Annotated in this window: 14 protein-coding genes; 9 read left to right on the top strand and 5 right to left on the bottom strand. The window is 65.9% G+C overall.

Annotated features, from left to right (window positions below):
* Positions 1-286: 286 nt before the first annotated feature.
* From NATOC_RS17165 to NATOC_RS17155, 3 genes are all read right to left on the bottom strand, one after another.
* A complete protein-coding gene (locus tag NATOC_RS17165) occupies positions 287-1,117 on the bottom strand; it encodes a universal stress protein (protein ID WP_015322741.1) in 831 nt (276 codons plus the stop codon).
* 119 nt (positions 1,118-1,236) lie between these two features.
* Positions 1,237-2,103 (bottom strand): 2-oxoacid:ferredoxin oxidoreductase subunit beta, encoded by an 867-nt coding sequence (locus NATOC_RS17160; protein WP_015322740.1) that lies wholly within the window; start codon positions 2,101-2,103, stop codon positions 1,237-1,239.
* Positions 2,100-3,857: a 2-oxoacid:acceptor oxidoreductase subunit alpha gene (locus NATOC_RS17155; protein WP_015322739.1), complete on the bottom strand. Its 1,758-nt coding sequence runs from the start codon at positions 3,855-3,857 to the stop codon at positions 2,100-2,102. The genes NATOC_RS17160 and NATOC_RS17155 overlap by 4 nt, the downstream gene beginning before the upstream one ends.
* A gap of 131 nt (positions 3,858-3,988) precedes the next feature.
* Between NATOC_RS17155 and NATOC_RS17150 the strand changes: the two genes are divergently transcribed.
* Positions 3,989-4,657: an FAD-dependent oxidoreductase gene (locus tag NATOC_RS17150; RefSeq protein WP_015322738.1), complete on the top strand. Its 669-nt coding sequence runs from the start codon at positions 3,989-3,991 to the stop codon at positions 4,655-4,657.
* Positions 4,658-4,831: 174 nt separating this feature from the next.
* Here NATOC_RS17150 and NATOC_RS17145 read toward each other — a convergent pair whose 3' ends face one another.
* Together NATOC_RS17145 and ligA are read right to left on the bottom strand one after the other, a co-directional pair.
* Positions 4,832-5,938 carry an asparaginase gene (locus NATOC_RS17145; RefSeq protein ID WP_217255550.1) on the bottom strand — a complete coding sequence of 369 codons (1,107 nt, stop codon included), beginning with the start codon at positions 5,936-5,938 and terminating at the stop codon, positions 4,832-4,834.
* A gap of 477 nt (positions 5,939-6,415) precedes the next feature.
* The gene (gene ligA, locus NATOC_RS17140) at positions 6,416-8,209 is read right to left on the bottom strand and encodes an ATP-dependent DNA ligase LigA (protein WP_015322736.1); all 1,794 of its coding nucleotides are present in this window, start codon (positions 8,207-8,209) and stop codon (positions 6,416-6,418) included.
* 104 nt (positions 8,210-8,313) lie between these two features.
* On the opposite strand from ligA, the gene NATOC_RS17135 reads away from it, so the two are divergent.
* The 8 genes from NATOC_RS17135 to NATOC_RS17100 all read left to right on the top strand — a co-directional run bounded on the left by NATOC_RS17135 (position 8,314) and on the right by NATOC_RS17100 (position 17,613).
* On the top strand, positions 8,314-9,876 hold the full coding sequence (locus NATOC_RS17135) for a hypothetical protein (RefSeq protein ID WP_015322735.1): 1,563 nt from the start codon (positions 8,314-8,316) through the stop codon (positions 9,874-9,876).
* A gap of 150 nt (positions 9,877-10,026) precedes the next feature.
* Entirely contained in the window at positions 10,027-10,539 is a 513-nt protein-coding gene (locus NATOC_RS17130) for a DsrE family protein (protein ID WP_015322734.1), read from the top strand.
* A gap of 132 nt (positions 10,540-10,671) precedes the next feature.
* The gene (locus NATOC_RS17125; RefSeq protein WP_015322733.1) at positions 10,672-11,472 is read left to right on the top strand and encodes an aldo/keto reductase; all 801 of its coding nucleotides are present in this window, start codon (positions 10,672-10,674) and stop codon (positions 11,470-11,472) included.
* A 262-nt stretch (positions 11,473-11,734) separates the two neighbouring features.
* Positions 11,735-12,193: an ester cyclase gene (locus NATOC_RS17120; RefSeq protein WP_157224651.1), complete on the top strand. Its 459-nt coding sequence runs from the start codon at positions 11,735-11,737 to the stop codon at positions 12,191-12,193.
* 329 nt (positions 12,194-12,522) lie between these two features.
* Complete coding sequence (locus NATOC_RS17115; protein WP_015322731.1) at positions 12,523-13,365, top strand: alpha/beta fold hydrolase; 843 nt, start codon at positions 12,523-12,525, stop codon at positions 13,363-13,365.
* 276 nt (positions 13,366-13,641) lie between these two features.
* Positions 13,642-14,634: a 2-phospho-L-lactate transferase gene (gene cofD / locus NATOC_RS17110; RefSeq protein ID WP_015322730.1), complete on the top strand. Its 993-nt coding sequence runs from the start codon at positions 13,642-13,644 to the stop codon at positions 14,632-14,634.
* 1 nt (position 14,635) lies between these two features.
* Positions 14,636-15,391: a beta/alpha barrel domain-containing protein gene (locus NATOC_RS17105; protein WP_015322729.1), complete on the top strand. Its 756-nt coding sequence runs from the start codon at positions 14,636-14,638 to the stop codon at positions 15,389-15,391.
* Positions 15,392-15,657: 266 nt separating this feature from the next.
* On the top strand, positions 15,658-17,613 hold the full coding sequence (locus NATOC_RS17100) for an outer membrane protein assembly factor BamB family protein (RefSeq protein WP_157224650.1): 1,956 nt from the start codon (positions 15,658-15,660) through the stop codon (positions 17,611-17,613).
* The last annotated feature ends 1 nt before the right edge of the window (position 17,614 follow it).

Genomic DNA, 17,614 nt, shown 5'->3' with positions numbered 1-17,614 from the left:
CCGTCAACCGCTCGCAGTGGTTCGTATCGCTGTCCTTCCCGTGAATTGCGTTCCCGCATGTTGATTTCAGGTATTATCGGTCGTTTTAGATACAATATTACTGCAGGAACATAAACATTCAGGATGTCGTAACAGTCGCTACATAACTAATATAATTACTAACAGCCACTGCTCGCCGAGAGCTGCTCTCCGGCAGCTACCGATCGACCGTATTAGGGCGTCGAGCTGTCGGTAACCCTTCCCGGGCCATATCGACGCCGACGACACCCGACGCCGTCCGGTGTCGCTACCGGTCGAGGGTCCGAACGGAAACCACTGGAACCGGAGCGGTCCCGATCACTCGCTGGGAGACGCTCCCGGCGACGACGCGGTCGAGTCCCGTTCGGCTCTCGGTGCCGACGACCACCAGATCGACGCTGCGGTCCGTCGCGTAGTCGACGATCTCCCGGTGTGGGGTTCCCCGTTCGATCGCCCGCTGAGTCTCGAGGCCACGCCCGCTCGCGCGCTCGGCGACCGCCGTCGTCGAGCGCTCGGCGACGTCCTCGAGGGCCTCGAGGACGACGCTCGTATGCGAGTGGACGTCGTCGACGACCGACACCGCGTGGACCCGAGCGCCGTAGGCCGCGGCGAACTCGAGACCGCTGTCGACGGCCGCCTCCACCCCCGGTCGGCCGTCGGTCGCGATCAGGACGTCCTCGATTTCGCTCGCGGACGCCGCGTCTGCGGCGGTCGGGTTGACGGTCAGCACGGGGCAGTGTGCCTCGCGGACGACCGCGATCGCGACGCTGCCAAGCAGCCAGCGTCGCAGTCCGGTTCTGCCGTGGGTAGCCATAACGATCAGTCCGACGTCGTGCTCGTCGGCGTCCGCGAGCAGTTCGCGGCTCGGCTGGCCCGAGCGAACGCTCGTGGTCGTCGAGAGTCCGTCCTCGTGGGCGTCACGTTCGATCCGATCGACGAACTCGCGGTGGCGCGCACGATCGGGTTCGCCGAGATTCTCGTCGGCAACCGAGACGACACGAACCGCCGCCCCGAACCGGTCGGCAACCGCGAGGCCGTGCTCGGCGGCCGCCGCCGCGAGGTCGCTGCCGTCCGTCGCGAGAAGTACGTCTCCCTCCATCGGACGATCTCCAACCCCGAATCACATCAACTGTGGGGTCAGTTCTCACTCCCCTCCGTCGGAACGACGTGCCGTCGGCTGCGAGGCCGATCGACGAAAAAACGGTCGACAGCGACGCGTCAGTAGAACTCGCGGACGAGATCCATCGCGTCTTCGGGCGCACCCTCGGGAATCTCCGACATGTCCTCGGTGACGCCGTGTTGTTCGTTGTACGGGATGGAGTTCTCGTCCTGGTACATCACGCCCTGGTACTCCTTTTCGCCGTCGAGGATGACCTCCTTTGCGGCCTGGTAGTCGTTCGGGTCGTGGTCTTCGTCCTCCTGGAGATCGACCAGCGAGTCCCGGAAGTAGTCGTAGGTGTCGACGTCGTTGAACGTGACACAGGGACTGAAGACGTTGACGAAGCCGAAGCCGTCGTGCTCGATCGCCTTCTGGACGATCTCCTGGTGGCGCAGGGCGTCGGAGGCAAAGGACTGGGCGATAAACGACGCCCCGGAGGCAAGCGCCAGCGCGAGCGGGTTGACCGGGGGCTGTTTGGGACCCTCGGGCGTCGTCGAGGTCTCGAAGTCGGACCGCGAGGTCGGCGAGGCCTGCCCTTTCGTCAGGCCGTAGATGCGGTTGTCCATGACGACGTAGGTCATGTCGACGTTTCGACGAACGGCGTGAACGAAGTGGCCGGCACCGATCGAGTAGCCGTCGCCGTCGCCGCCAGCGACCATCACTTCGATGTCGGGTCGGGACATCTTGACCCCCTGTCCAACGGGGAGTGCACGGCCGTGAACCCCGTGGAGGGCGTAGCTGTGCATGTAGGTCCCGATCTTGCCGGAACAACCGATCCCGGCGACGACGAACGTATTGTCGGGGTCGTTGCCGGTCTCGGCCAGCGCTTTCATCATGCCGTTCATCGTCCCGAAGTCGCCGCATCCGGGACACCAGGTCGGCTGCTTGTCGGACTTGAAGTCGGTGAATCTGACGTCGGAGCTCATTGTGCTGGAACCTCCTCGGCGAGTTTGGTCGTAATCTCTTCGGCGAGTTCGTCCGCCTTGAAGCGGACACCGGTGTACTTGTTGATGCGTTTCAGACGGGTCAGCGCGTCGTGTTCGAGGACGTCCGCGAACTGTCCGTTCGCGTTACACTCGACGACGATCGTCTCCTCGGCGGCCTCGATCTCGTCTGCGAGGTCGGGTCGCGGGAAGATGTAGGGGACCGAGATCACGCGGACGTCGACGCCGTCGTCCTCGAGGTAGTCAAGCGCTTCGATCAGCGCGCCCTCGTTGGATCCCCAGGTGATGACGAGGTTGTCGGCGTCCTCGTTGCCGAACTCCCGGTACTCCCACTCCTCTTCGGTTTTCGCGGTCTCGACCTTGCGGTTTCGCTTGTCGACCTGCTGAACGCGAACGTCGGTCTCCTCGGTACGGCGGCCGAGCTCGTCGTGCTCGAGCCCCGTACTCATATGGGCGCCGTCGGTCGTCCCGGGGATCGCACGCGGGCTGACGCCGTCCTCGGTCGCGGCGTGGGCGCGGAAGCGACCCTGGCTGTCGAGCCACTCCTCGACGTCTTCGTCGTCGACGAGCTTGCCGCGGTCGATCTCGACGGCGTCCATGTCGAACGCCTCGGGCGGGAACGTCTGCTCGGTGACCGACATCGCCAGATCCGAGACGAGGAACACGGGCGTCTGGTACTTCTCGGCGAGGTTGAACGCCTCGACGGTCTTCCAGAAACACTCCGTGATCGAGGTCGGCGCGACGACGAACCGCGGTACCTCGCCGTGGCCACCGTACAGGGCCATGTTGAGGTCGCCCTGCTCCTGTTTGGTCGGCATCCCCGTCGAGGGACCCGAACGCTGGACGTCACAGATGACCAGCGGCGTCTCGCTGGTTGCGACCAGTCCGAACGTCTCGGTCATGAGGTCGACCCCTGCACCCGAGGTCGCCGTCATCGACCGCGCGCCAGCGCGGGCGGCACCCAGCGACATGTTGATCGCGGAGAGCTCGTCCTCGGCCTGGACGACGTGGCCGCCGTAGTCCTCGATCCGGCCCGTCAGATACTCCATGATCGAGGTCGCGGGCGTGATCGGGTAGCCGGCGTAGAACCGGCAGCCGGCGGCGATCGCACCCATACCGATCGCCTCGTTACCGTTGAGCAGGACGTAGTCGTTGTCGGTGGTCTCGAGATCGTAGCCGAGGTCGTCGACCTCGTAGTTCTCCTGGACATACTCCTGGCCCATCCGGGCGGCCTCCTTGTTGTTTTCGACGATCTGGGTCCCCTTGCCGCCGAAGCGCTTCTCGAGGGACTCGTCCAAGTACTCGACGTCGAACCCGGTGATCTCGCAGGCCGCTCCGAGCGCGACGATGTTGCGCATGATCGCACCACCGGCGTCCTCGGCCAGCGACTTCAGCGGGACGTCGATCCCCTTGATCTCCTCGGGAATGTCGGCGTCCCAGGAGCGCTCGCCGTCGTAGATGATGGCGCTTCCCTCGTGGAGCTCGTCCAGGTTCTCGTCGATGGTGCGCTGGGTCAGCGCGACGAGAATGTCGAGGCGGTCGACGACGCTCTGGACCTCGTCGACGGACGTCCGAATCTTGTAGGCCGTGTAGCCACCGCGGATCCGAGACGCGAAGTCTTTCGAGGTGAATACGTGTCGTCCGGCACGCGAGAGCGCCTGAGCGAAGATCTTGCCCGTGGAGTCGATGCCGTCACCGGCCTCACCCCCGACCGCCCAGTTGAGGTCCTCTGCCATGTTGTGAAGACCCTTGCTCCCAGTAAATGAAAAGGCTTCTGAAAGCCCCCATATAGCCTTACTCGAGCGTGAGTACTTCGTTGCCAGACCGAACGGAACGGCTTTTCACCGTGCCGCTAAAGGGAACGTATATGAAAGGGACGCCAGTTGCCGTTGCGGCCGTGCGTGACGTCGGCCCCGAGACCGTCGCGATCGAACTCGAGACTCCCGAGGACTTCGATCCGTTGCCGGGACAGTTCGTGTTGCTCCGTGCGGTTCCGGGCGCCGACGATCAGCGCGACGACCACGACGAGGACGCAGTCGTCGCGCGCCACTACACGCTCTCCTCGGCGTCGGCCGACGAGACGTTCGAACTCACCGTCGGCGTCGACCCCGAGGGTGACCTCTCGCCGTGGCTCGCCGACCTCGAGCCGGGTGCGACCGTCCACGTCGAGGGGCCGTTCGGCGAGATCACCTACGAGCGCGACCGCGATATCGTCGCCGTCGCGGGCGGTCCCGGCGTCGGGCCTGCGGTCTCGATCGCCGAGGCGGCCCACGACGCTGGCCACGACGCGGTTGTCGTCTACCGGGACGACGCGCCCGCCCACGTCGATCGCCTCGACTCCCTCGAGGAGGAAGGCCAGATCGTCGTCCTCGTCGACGAGGACGACGACGAGCGGCTGCGCGAGGCGGTCGAGGACCATCTCGAGGACGGCCAGCTCTACGCCTTCGGCTTCCACGACTTCGTCACGTTCGTCGCCGAGACGATCGACGAGGCCGGCGGCGACTCCGACGAGGCGCTGATCGAGAACTTCGGGTAGGTCCCCCGCCGTCGGTTTCGGCGCAACTCACGTGTGCTGATAGCTCGGGGCTTGCACTGCCAGACCAGCTAAACGAGGATCCGAGAACGGAACGCCACCGACGGGGTCATCGCCGTCTGCTCGCGGTGGCGCACGCTGCGGTGAGCCCGCCGGGATCGAGCGTCGAACCGCGTATTACAGAGCCGACGGGCTGACGGTTTCGTTCGCGTACTTGCTCTCGTACACCGCTTTGCGGACCGCCTCGATAGCAGGCTCGTCTTCGGCGGCCGTCAAAGCGACCATCATCAGTAGCCGCGCGTTCCACGCTGGTATGTCTTCCATCGTGACGAGCGATCCCTCTTCGTCGTCGGGGGTAGGACCTGAACTCATCGGGCCCCAGTAGACGCGAGTACTCGCAGTGACCGGGATACCCGCATCGAGTGCTTTGTCCCGTGCCTCCGTGATTGGCGGTTGTACCCCTCCATTGCCAGTGGTGTGCAAAACGATCCCGTCCACATCGTACTCACCTGCGGTTGCCTGCTCGAAGATGAACGGCTCATACCCGGCACCAGTGTCTGCAATTGGAACGGTTTTATCCGGTATCTTGTCGAGGTTCTCACAGGTGAGGTTCGCTGTATAGCTCCCCGGCTCGCGATAGAGGACGATCTCGCTATCTGTGAGGATTCCGATCGGGCCAGCAGGTCCGGATTCGAACGTATCGACCACCGATGTGTGCGATTTCCGGACATCACGAGCTGCGTGGATTGTGTCGTTCATGACCATATAGACCCCGCTCGGTTCGTCCGTTAAGTGGAACTCTTCACGAGTGCAGAGACGAACGGCTGAGAGGAGGTTTGCCGGCCCATCAGCGCTTATCGCATCCGCCGGACGCATCGCTCCAACGAACACAACCGGGATATCGAGATCGAGAACGAGGTCCTGAAAGAACGCGTTCTCCTCGATTGCGTCCGTCCCATGAGTGACAAGTATACCGTCGACACCCTCTCGCGCGGCGTCCATGATCGCCTTCGTAATCTCGACGAAGTCCTCAGCGTTGAGAAACGGGCTTGGTTTTTGTACGGGCTGATCGAAAGTAATCTCAGCGAACTCGTCAAGTACGGGGACAGCGTTGACGATCGCTTCTGCCTGCTCTTCGAGGGAGTAACCGCCATCCCCGGCTGCCGCTTGGGTACTTGCGATCGTTCCACCAGTTCCAACGACTCTGACTTCTGGACGATCATCGTAGTCAGGAAGCTCTGCACTCTCTACCTCGTCGTTCGCTGTCGCATTGCTCGCAAACACGACCCCGGAGCCGGCTGCCGCACCAGTTAACTGCAAGAACGTGCGCCTATTCGGCATTATACTACCATCCTCCCCACGTAATCGCTTTTCCATAATTACAATCAACCTCTTTCAGAGGCGATTCTGTATGGCTGCCATCAGCTGATAACTGTTCCCTATCAGGTGATTAGATATGTTCGTACGTATGGGACGAGAGGAGATATTGTTATGAATGTAAGTCTCCTAGTATACTGGATGAACGAATTCGAACTCAATTATCATCTGGGCCGGTGTTAGCAAATCCACATCTGTTGAATTGACTACGTCAAGTTGACGCTCGTTGAACACCGGGCGAGACGAGCCGCGAGTGAGCGAATCTGATGAGGGGCGACGGTGATCCCTGGTGCTCGCGAGAGACTGGAGAGAACATACCGTATTCGCTGCCAGTCGGTCCACCCGTTTGGGTGGACCCGAAACCGGAGACGACATTCGACGGCCCTACTCCCGAAGCCGCTCGAGTCGCGCTACGGTGTCGGCGTCGTCGGGATCCTTGTCCGAGCGCACGCCGACGAACCGCGGGAATCGGAGGGCATACCCCGACGAGTACGTCGGCGAGGACTGGATCTCCTCGTAGCCGACCTCGAAGACAACCGCGGGCTCGAGCTCGACGCGCTTGCCGTCCTCGCTGGCGACGTGGGGCTCGAGCAGCTCGGTCAGCTCGGCGAGCTTCTCGTCCGTGATTCCGGTCGCGACCTTGCCGACCGTCTCGAGGTTCTGCGGTTCCACCGCAGAGCCAGCGGAACGTCGTTTCTCACTGTCGCCCGCTCGCACCGACAGCTCGAACGTCCCCAGAAACGTCGCCCGCCGTCCCTCGCCCCACTCCGCGCCCGTGACGACGCAGTCCAGCGTCTCGACGTCGGGCTTTCGCTTGCGCCAGTGCTTCCCGCGCCGGCCCGGCGAGTACGTCGAGTCGGGGGCCTTGAGCATGATCCCCTCGTGGCCCGCCTCGAGGGCCTCGGCGTCGATCCGCTCGATCTCGTCGGGGTCGTCGGTGCGCCACAGCAGGGACAGCCCCTCGATCTGGGCGGGCTCCTGCTCGGGGTCCTCGCGCAGGACCCGCTCGAGGCGGTCGTGGCGGGTCGCCAACGGCTCCTCGAGCAGGTCCTCGCCGTCGGCGTGCAGACAGTCGAAGAAGACGGGCCGCACCGCGACGTCCTCGCGGGCCTTCGCAACGTCGTGTTTGCGACGGAACCGCTTGAGAACTTCCTGGAACGGCAGTGGCTCGCCGTCGTCGGCGATCGCGACGACCTCGCCGTCGAGGATGACGGGCTCCTCGAGGCGGTCGTCGGCGAACTCGACGATCTCGGGGAGCGCGTCGGTAACGTCCTCCATGTTTCGCGAGAAGACCCGAGTCTCGGCGGTCGACTCGCCGACAGCGGTCGCGTCCGCGTCCTCGACCGCCACGCCGATCGGATCGTGGTGCAGCTGGACGCGAGCCCCGTCGTACTTCCGCTCCACGCCCGCCACGTCCCAGTCCTCGAGCGCCCCCGTGACGGTGCCGGTCTGGGCGAGCATCGCCTGGATCGGGCGGCCGACCGCGAGAGTCATCGCGTCGAGCCCCTCGCGGCCGTCCTCGCGGGCGACCCGGGCGACCTCGCCGTAGTCGTTCGACACCTGCAGGGCGCGCTCGACGTCCTCGACGGGGACGTCGAACGCCTCGCCGATCGCGTCCCTGACCGTCCCCTCGCCGACGCCGATGCGCATCTCCGCGAGGACGAGCCGCGCGAGGTACCGGGCCTCGTCGCTCGAACACCGGTTGAACAGGCCGAAGAGCAGGTCGACCTTGCGATCCTGGCTGCCGGCCCCCTCGGCGGCCGCGAGCTCGCGTAAGGTCTCGTCGACCGCCAGGACGGTGCGGTCCTCGCCACCGGCCGCGTCGCCGCCACCGCCGAACGCGCCCAGCCCCCGCTGGCCGCCGAAGTCGTAGCTCGCGGCCACGTCGCCGATCTCGCCGCGCTCGGCGAGTCGCTCCTCGACGTCGTCGGGGGAGACGTTCGTCCCCGCCGCGCGGGCGATCGCCTCGTAGCAGGCGCTGGGGCCGACGTCGAGCGTTCTCGAGGTCCATGCGGGGAAGATCCGTCCCTGAACGTAGCGGGCGACGATCTCGACTGTCCGCGAGCCGTCCCCGTCGGCAGCGTCCTCGAGCAGGGTCGCGACGTGGGCGACGATCTCGAGGTCCGCGGGCTCGGCTTCGATCGCGGCGGCGCGGTCGGCGAACGTGGCGAACTCCATCGGCGGTGTGTAGCCGTCGCCGGGTGTAAAACGGTTCGGAGACCGACCGTGTGGCGCCGACTCGATGGCGTGCTTTCAAGACAGTCGGGCGCGGACACGGGTGTATGTCATCAGAAGAGACGGAGCTCGCGGCGCGGGTCGCGGACGTGCTGTCCGTCGACGCCGACGAGTTTCGCGAGCGGGCCGAGGACGACGCCGAGGTGATCAAGGGGGCCGTCGAGGACGGCGTCTTCGACAACCCGCAGGCGATCGTCGGCTTCGAGTACGAGTTCTACGCGGTCAAGTCCGACGACTGCACGCTCCGTCGGGTTCCCCGGCGGCTGCTCGAGTTGATCGGGTTCGAGAAGGAGCTGGGGCTGCACAACGCCGAGATGACGACCAGCCCACAGCCGCTGAGCACGTACGGGCTGGTCGCCCAGGAGGCAGAGATCAAGGCGCGGCTGCAGACGGCGCTTCGGGTCACCCAGTCGGAGGGGATGCGCCTCGTCAGCGACTCGCTGTGGACGATTCCGCCAGAGGGCGAGGACGCCCGGACCTACCTCACCGACAGCATCGAACGGACCGTCCCGGCCGAGGACGGCACCGAGCGAACGATCCGGATCGCGACGAACATGAGCGCCTCCCCGCGCTATCACACGATGGCAAACACCAGCGGGGCTGACACCGCGGGGATGCGAATCGAGGCGCCACACGTCTCCCTGCAGGCCGACACGGTCATGCCCGAGAGCCTGATCACCTCGATCCAGCCCCACTACCAGGTCGCCCACGCCTCCGATCTGCCGATCTACTTCAACTACGCACTGCGGATCGCCGGCCCGCTGCTCGCGCTGGGAGTCAACTCGCCGTTCTTCCCGCCCGATCTGTACGACGAGGACACAACGGCCGAGGACGTCCTCGCTGACGGCTGGATGGAACACCGAATCAGCGTCTTCGAGACGGTGCTGAACGACCCCTCGACGGGCGAGGGGAAGGTCCGGTTCCCGAAGGACTTAGAGAGCGTCGACGAGGCGATCGACCGCATCGCCGCCGACGACACCATCGTTCCGATGCCCGTCGAGGCCGGCGAGCGCTTCGACGACAGCTTCTCGCACTTTCGGCGCAAGCACGGCACCTACTGGCGCTGGATTCGCCCCGTCTTCGGCGGGCCGACCCGCTCGGCCGCCAACGCCCGCATCGAGTTCCGACCTGTCGCCGCCCAGCCGACCGTCCGGGACTCGATCTCGTTTCTCGCGGCGTTTGCCGGCCTGCTCGAGAGCCTGACCCGTCTCGAGCACCCGATCGTCGAACTCGACTGGGAGGTCGCCCGGGAGAACTTCTACGCCGCGATGCGGGAGGGGTTCGACGCCGAACTGACCTGGATCACCAACGACGGGCGGGAGACGACCGACCGACTCGAGCTCTACGAGGACCTGCTGGCCCACGCCGAGGACGGACTCACGAACCGCGGGCTCACCGAGGAGGAGGCCGCGAAGTACCTCTATCCGCTCCGGCGACGGGTCCGCCAGAACACCACGCCGGCGGACTGGAAACGCGAGCGGGTCCGGGACGAACTCGAGAGCGGCGCCGGTCTCGGCGAGGCGATCGAGGCGATGCAGCAGGCCTACGTCGAAAACCAGTCCGAGACCCTGCTCGAGGGGAGCTTCGCCGACTGGAGCGTCGACCAGTGACGGGCGCCCCCTTCTAACCGCCGGCCGCTCCCGTTCGGTTCACAGCGGGAGCGTTCTCACGACGAGGACGCTCTCGAGCGGTCGGCGGACGTATCGCACACGGTGACTCTCTTCTACAATGTTTTTATCACTGCGCATGTACCCACGCGTATGAACCGACGACGCTACCTCGCGGGAACCGGATCGGTGGTCGCGGCCGGAACGGCCGGTGGCTACGCGGTCGGACGGACGAGCGGGGACGACGCCGAACCGACCGCGGAGGAAAGCGACGAGGACGACACCGAAGACGAGGGCGATACCGAAAACGAAGCGACGACGATCCGAACGATCCTGCACCTGACCAGCGGCGACGAGGCCGATCACGACCGGGCGCTGAACAACCTGGAGAACCTGCTGGCCGACGAGACGACCGACACCGACGCGGTCGAGTTCGTCGTTAACGGCGCCGCAATCACCCTCTACGTCGAGGACGAGACTGACCACGCCGATCGAATCCGCACGCTCGCCGAGGACGGCGTCGCGTTCAAGGGGTGTGCGAACTCCCTCGAGGGGTACGGGATCGACGAGGACGAACCCCTCGAGGCGGTGACGGTCGTCCCGGCCTCGGTCGGCGAGATCGCGAAGCTCCAGGCGGAGGGGTACGGCTACATCAAGGTACCCTGAGCCGCGGTTCGATCGACCGTCCTCAGTCGAACTGATTTCGGTGGGGCACCGACTCAGGGACCCCTCGTCGCGCCTCCACTCTCGCCTTGCCGCTTTCCGCATCCCCGAGTGGCGGGTCGGCGTAGCGAGTCCATGGCACCGACGGAGATTCCACAGCCCGGACTCGGCACCTCGGGCCACGAGGGCGAGGCCTGTACCGAAGCCGTCCTGGCCGCGCTCGAGGCCGGCTACCGCCACGTCGACACCGCCCAGATGTACGACAACGAACGGGCCGTGGGCCGCGCGCTCGAAGAGAGCGACGTTCCCCGCGAGGACGTCTTCCTCGCGACGAAGGTCCACCCCGAGAACCTCGCCCACGAGGACGTGATCGAGACGACCGCGGCGAGCCTCGATCGGCTGGGGGTCGATCGGGTCGACCTGCTGTACGTCCACTGGCCGACGGGCGCCTACGACCCCGAGGACACCCTTCCCGCCTTCGACGAGGTCCGCGATCGGGGCTGGACCGACCACGTCGGCGTCAGCAACTTCACGACCGACCTGCTGGCGGCGGCGATCGACGTCCTCGACGCGCCCGTCCTCGCCAACCAGGTCGAGCTCCACCCGCGGCTCCAGCAGGACGACCTCGTCTCGTTCGCGCGCGAGCGAGACGTGACGACGGTGGCGTACTGTCCCATCGCGAAGTCCGAGGTCGCGGAGATCGACACACTGCGGGAGATCGCCGAGGCCCACGACGCGACCCCCGTACAGATCGCGCTGGCCTGGCAGTACGACCGCGAGGGGGTCGTGCCGATCCCGAAAGGAACCGGCGACCACATCCGGGAGAACTTCGCGGCCCGCGAGATCGAACTGACCGACGACGAGCGCGAGCGCATCGCCGCGCTCGATCGCAGCGAGCGGCTGGTCGATCCCGACGAGGCGGCCTGGAACCGGTAGCAACGCTGTCGATTTCGATGAGTCAGCCGGTTAGTACACACGAACCTAACGCTGGTGCTTCTATCAGGTGTAAGAATGGTAATAGGAAGGTTGAGCCGTCAGCATTCGCCGGCTCGACCCACTCCGTCGCCGGCTCTCCCTCAGGAATGCCGAGGAACATGACGTAGGCGAACGCTCCGTCCTCGCTGTTCGCCGCCTGCAGGTTTTTCAGCAGATGACGCTATGTTGGCAGATCACAAAGGGAATGAGGGAGATCCAGTCTATGGCAGAACCCTCGACACATGAAACGAACAAAGAGATCGTCTCACGCTGGTGGTCCGAGTACTGGGGCGAGCTGAACCCCGATATCGTCGACGAACTCGCCGCAGACGACATCCGGTGGTACTACCCGCTGGTGGGTGAGGTGCAAGGACATGAAGAAGTCAAGAAACGCATTAGTGGATACAAGGAGCGGTTCCCGGAAGGGGGGTTTGAGCTTACGGACGGGCTGATCGCTGAGGACGACCGCGTGGTCGCCCTCTGGGAGGGAGGTGGAACGCACACCGGCCGCTCTTGGGAGCTTCCGCTAGGCAGTCTCCCGGAGGCTTCCGGTGTGGAGGCACAGTATGCCGGCACGACAGTATTCACCGTACGAGACGGCAAAATCACCGAAGAGTACGGGCAGGCTGACTATCTCGGGGTGATGCAACAGCTCGGCCTCATTGAACCACGGACCGACTAGTGCTGTCCGTCTTCGCTTATTTCAAGGATAGCAAATTGGGGAACGACAAGAAACGAATACGCCCTCTGTCTGCAGCAGGCTTCTTCTCACAACATCCGGGTAGAGCGTTCATCCTCTGCTGATCACATAGTGTGTATCGGTCATCGTTTGGCGTTCAGCCTGTGCAAATTAGTCACCCGTTGCCGCCATGTGACTTTTCCACATAGTTGAACCGGGGTGGACTACCCTATGGCCCAAGCAACACTACCAGACAGCTGGGATAGAACGGAAATCGGCACATTCGCAGAACGAACGAAAATCGCGATCGAGTTTGGAGAGAGGGTAGTCCAATGAGTACAGAAACCCCGACGAACGAGGAGCAGATCCACCGAGCTACCTCCGACGACGGCACCGAGATCGTTGGCCACGTGTACGGACAGGGACCGGCGCTGGTGTTCGTACCCAGCCCGCTGGGCGACGAAGCCACATGGAACCCCGTCGTGCCGTTCCTGGACGAGCAGTTTACCTGCTACACGATGAGCCTTCGAGGCCGCGGGTCGAGCGAGGATCACCCCGATCAATCGACCGAGCGGCACGTACAGGACGTCGTTGCGTTCGCCGAGAGCATCGGTGAATCCGTAACTCTCGTGGGAGAGTCAGGCAGCGGTATCCTGGTCCTTGGTGCGGCACAGCACGCCACAGCGGTCAACTCCGTAATCGTCCACGAGCCGTTCATGTACGAGGCACTCGACGAGGAGGAGATCGCAGAGTTCGGCGAACTGTTCGAACGGATGGCCACGGTTGCTGCAGAAGGTGACCTGTCCGATGCAGCCCGAGGGTTCCTCGAGGGCGTTGCAACCGACGAGGAAATGGCCGCCATGGCGGAATCGAACGAGTTCGAGAAATTGGCACCGTCCGTCCCGCTGCTTCTCAAAGGGGTCGAGCAGACCGAAGAGCGCCCAACCGACCCATCGAGCCTCGCCACGATCACGGAGCCGGTGCTCCTCTTGAAAGGAACCCGATCAGGGCCCATACTACATGCCGGTGTGACCTCCGTGGCCGAGCACGTGCCCAGCGCCGAGGTGCGCGAGATCGCCGACGTCGGCCATCTGGCCCCTACGATCGCGCCGGAGCCGCTGGCCGACCAGATCCGTGAGTTTCTCGCCGACGAACAGGTATCGACTGATCGGTAAAGTTCGCTTGCATCATCTCCGGCAGTCCTTCGATGGGGACCGAAACCGAGCTGACGATTCGATAAAGATCGTAACCTCGCTGTGCTGAATCTATCCTCTCTGCTCAGCACACAACTTTTGACAGCTGCCATTGCGGTCACTTGCTACTCCGTTATCTGTTCTGCCCGTGATTACCGTTCTCGCAGGGGAACCTGTGAGCTGTTCGATGGCATCTGCACGCCTCTGACCACGGCGGGGTCGCAACGCATTTGGCGTCCTCGCTCGAGACTCCCGTGTATGGTCACGTTTCTCTCCGGGGGGACCGGGACGCCGAAGCTGCTCGACGGCCTCGAGGCCGCGTTCTCGCCGGCGGAGACGACGGTCGTCGCCAACACCGGCGACGACATCGAGCTCGGGGGACTGTTCGTCTCGCCAGACGTCGACACCGTCCTCTTCCAGGGCGGGGACGTCCTCGACCGCGAGACGTGGTGGGGGATCGAGGACGACACCCACGAGACCAACGCCGAGCTGTTCGCGCTCGCCGACGCCGCGGGGCTGCCGACGGGCCCGCAGTACCTCGCCGCCGACCGACAGACTGCGGGCCGGGAGCTCGCGAACTGGCGTCGGTTCTCGGGGGTCGCGGAGTTCATGACGATCGGCGACCGCGATCGGGCCGTCCACATCACCAGGACGAGCCTCCTCGATCGGGGCGACTCGCTGAGCGAGGCGACCGAAACGCTCGCCGACGCCTTCGATCTGGCGTTCGACCTCCTGCCGATGAGCGACGACCCTGTCGCGAGTATCGTCCACACCCCCGAGGGCCCGATGCACTTCCAGGAGTACTGGATCGCCGAGCGCGGCGAGCCGACCGTCGAGGACGTCGAGTTCCGCGGCGCCGAGAGCGCCGCCCCCGCCCCCGGCGTCCTCGAGGCCCTGTCCGACCCCGTCGTCGTCGGCCCCTCGAACCCCGTCACCAGCGTCGGCCCGATGCTGGCGGTACCGGGGATCGCCGACGCGCTCGCGGAGACGACCGTCGTCGCCGTCTCACCCTTCCTCGGCGACGAGGCGTTCTCGGGGCCCGCCGCGGAGCTGATGGACGCGGTCGGCTACGAGCCCGGGACACCGGGGCTTCCCGGGGCCTACCCCTTCGCCGACGCGTTCGTGCTCGACGAGGACGACGGGACGAGCTTCGAGGCGCCGACGGTCCGAACCGACATCCGAATCGACGAGCCGGCCGACGCCGAGCGCGTCCTCGGCGCGGTCGCGGACGCCCTCGGGCGGGTGCGCTGAGATGTTCGAACCCCCGCTCGCGCTGGCGAGTCTCAGCGGCGAGGCCGACGCCGACTGGGCCCGCGCCGGGGCCGACTACGCGGGCGCCGCGTTCCTCGGCGGGATCGCCCTCGACCCGGAGTCGAGAGCTGCGGCCCGGGAGATGGTCCGGGACCGCGATCGGACCGAGTTCCTCCCCGAGGATCCGCTCGCGTTCGTCGACGCGCAGCTGGCCGCACTCGAGGACGTCCCGATCCGTCCGGGGTTCAACGTCCGCAGCGCAACACCCGGCCCGGTCGTCGACGCGGCCCGAGTCTGTCGGGACCGGAACGCCGTCCTCGAGGTCAACGCCCACTGTCGCCAGGACGAGCTCTGTGCCGTCGGCTGCGGCGAGACGCTGTTGCGGGACGGCGAACGGCTCAGCGAGTACGTCGCCCGCGCGGCCGAGACAGGGGCAGTCGTCGGAGTCAAAGTCCGCGCGGAGGTCCCGGGGGTCGACCTGCCCGTTCTCGCGGCCGAACTCGAGGACGCGGGCGCGGCGTTCGTCCACGTCGACGCGATGGACACCGAGTCGGTGATCGCCGAGGTCGCCGCGGCGACCGAGCTGTGCGTGATCGCGAACAACGGCGTCCGCGACGACGAAACCGTCCGGGAGTACGCCGACTACGGCGCCGACGCGGTCAGTGTCGGCCGTCCCAGCGACGATCCCGACGTCCTCGGGCGCGTCCTCGAGGCGGTCGAGCGCCGGCTGGAACCGCCCCGGAGGGCGGAGTCGTAGACAGCGGACGCTCGAAGGCCGTAGCTCACGACGAATTCTGTCCCCTCGCCGGGCGCCCGTACTGGGATTATTTCGAGAAGTTAGTGGATCGTTACTACCCGTAGAGACGACGGAACGATCGCGACAGCTCCGAATCACGGCTTCGTATCGATCGGCAGTATATTGAGTCAATATTCGACGATACAATTGTTTAGAACAGTTGTGTATAGAACAAATTCTCCGGTAGCAACCGGATAGCAATGCCCGACGCCGAAGAGAGAGTGAGTATGGCACACTGGCGCCGTCGATCCGTACTTTCGACCGGTGTAGCGCTCGCGGCGGGGGCCGCGCTGACCGCCGTCGGAACCGCAGGGGCTGAGTCCGGGACAGCGACCGTCGATGGAACGACCGCCGAAGCGGAGCAAGGATGGTCGTCCTCCCGCGGGAACGCGGGCAACACGGGATTCGTTCCCGCGGACGGCGCGTTTCCCGAACCCGAGACGATAGCCTGGAGCTACGACCGGACGGGCGATCTCGCGGCCGTCGGCGACGCGGTCTACCTCCGGACCGGGAGCGAGCTCCACGCGCTCGAGGACGCGGACGGCTCGGTGCGGTGGACCGCCGACGGGATCGACGCCGCCGGCGTTCCGGCCGTCGCCGGGGACACCGTCTACGTCGGCGGCGGGCAGCTCACGGCGCTCGCGGCCGCCAGCGGCGACCCGCGGTGGACGACGTCCCTCGACGGCGAGTCGACGGCTCCCACCGTCGTCGACGACGCCGTCTACCTCGTCGCGGACGGCGAGTTGCTCGCGATCGACGCAGCCGACGGGGAGACGATCTGGCGACGGGAGGAGGTCGTCCTCGAGCGGACGGACGCCGACGCGGCCGCGGACGTCGAGGACGCCGACGTCGGGTTCGCGGCGCTGCCCGTCGCGGTCACGGACGGGACCGTCTATGCGGCCGTCGGCGAGGGCACCGGCCACGAGGGCACCGCGGGGTTCGCCGCGTTCGACGCGGCGACCGGCGAGACCAGCTGGACCTACTGGGAGCAGTGGCGGTGGGACCCCCACGGCTACGTGATGGCGACCGAGGACCGGGTGTACACCGGCTCGATCGGCGACGGGGAAACCTACCCCGTGCTGGACGCCGAAACCGGGACGGAGCGCGAACGACTCAGCTACAGGTTCCCGCCGGCGATGACCGACGAGACGCGGGTGACGACGGACCGACACGAGTTCTCGAGCGCAGTCCCCGGAGAGCCCGAGAGCTGGAGCGAAGGCGGCGGAACCGACGCCTGGCGCCGTCCCGTAATCGTCGGCGAGACGGTCATCGTCCCCTACTACCCGGGCGACGAAACGGTCGACGCGCTGTACGGGTTCGACCTCGAGGACGGGACCGAGCAGTGGACGTTCACCCACGCCGACCTCGACATCGGCGACCTGTCCGAGTGGTACGCCGCGAGCGAGGACACGGTCTACGCCTCGGCGAGCGGAGACGAGGACGGCGAGCGGCTGGTGGCGATCCGGGCGGGCGACGGCGAGGCGACCGATGGGGACGAGGATTCGGAGGACGGCGAGTCCGAGGACGAGGGTGCCGACAACGAACCGGAGGACGATGCCGAAGAGGAGTCCGACGACTCCGATTCCGAGGACGAGTCGGACGGCAATTCCGAAACGGACGATACCGACGACTCCGGGAGCGAGCCGGAAGGGAGCGACGAGGCCGATTCCGAACCCGACGAGGCGGGAAGCGACCCCGAGGACGGGAGCTCGAGCGACGACGCCGAGGACGACGGTCTCGAGGAGGGAAGCGAGTCCGGAGACGGGACCGACCCCGGCGACGACCCGAACGACGGGTCGGACGGAACGACGGACGACTCCGACGCTGGCGGATCGAGCGAGGGGAATCGGGACGACGATAGCTCCGGAACCGACGGCGAGGACGACGGCTACGCCGGCGAGGAAGCAGGGAGCGAGGCGAACTCGACCGACGACGGCGACAACGAAACCGACGATCCCGGCAACGACGGATCGACGGCCGAGGACTCGAACGACGGAGCCCGGGACGTCGACGAGAACAGTTCCGCGGCGGACCAGAACGGCGACGAGGACGACGGGACGGCCGATAGCGACGAGGCCGATGAGATGCCCGGCTTCACGGCGGGCGTCGGCGTCGTCAGCGGCGCGCTGGGTCTCGAGTGGCTGCGCCGCCGCGCGAGCGTCGACGAGGACGTCACGGAGTAGG

Source organism: Natronococcus occultus SP4, from assembly GCF_000328685.1.
Lineage (GTDB): Archaea > Halobacteriota > Halobacteria > Halobacteriales > Natrialbaceae > Natronococcus > Natronococcus occultus.
Note: the sequence above shows the minus strand (reverse complement) of the source record. Positions and strands in the feature narration are given on the sequence as shown.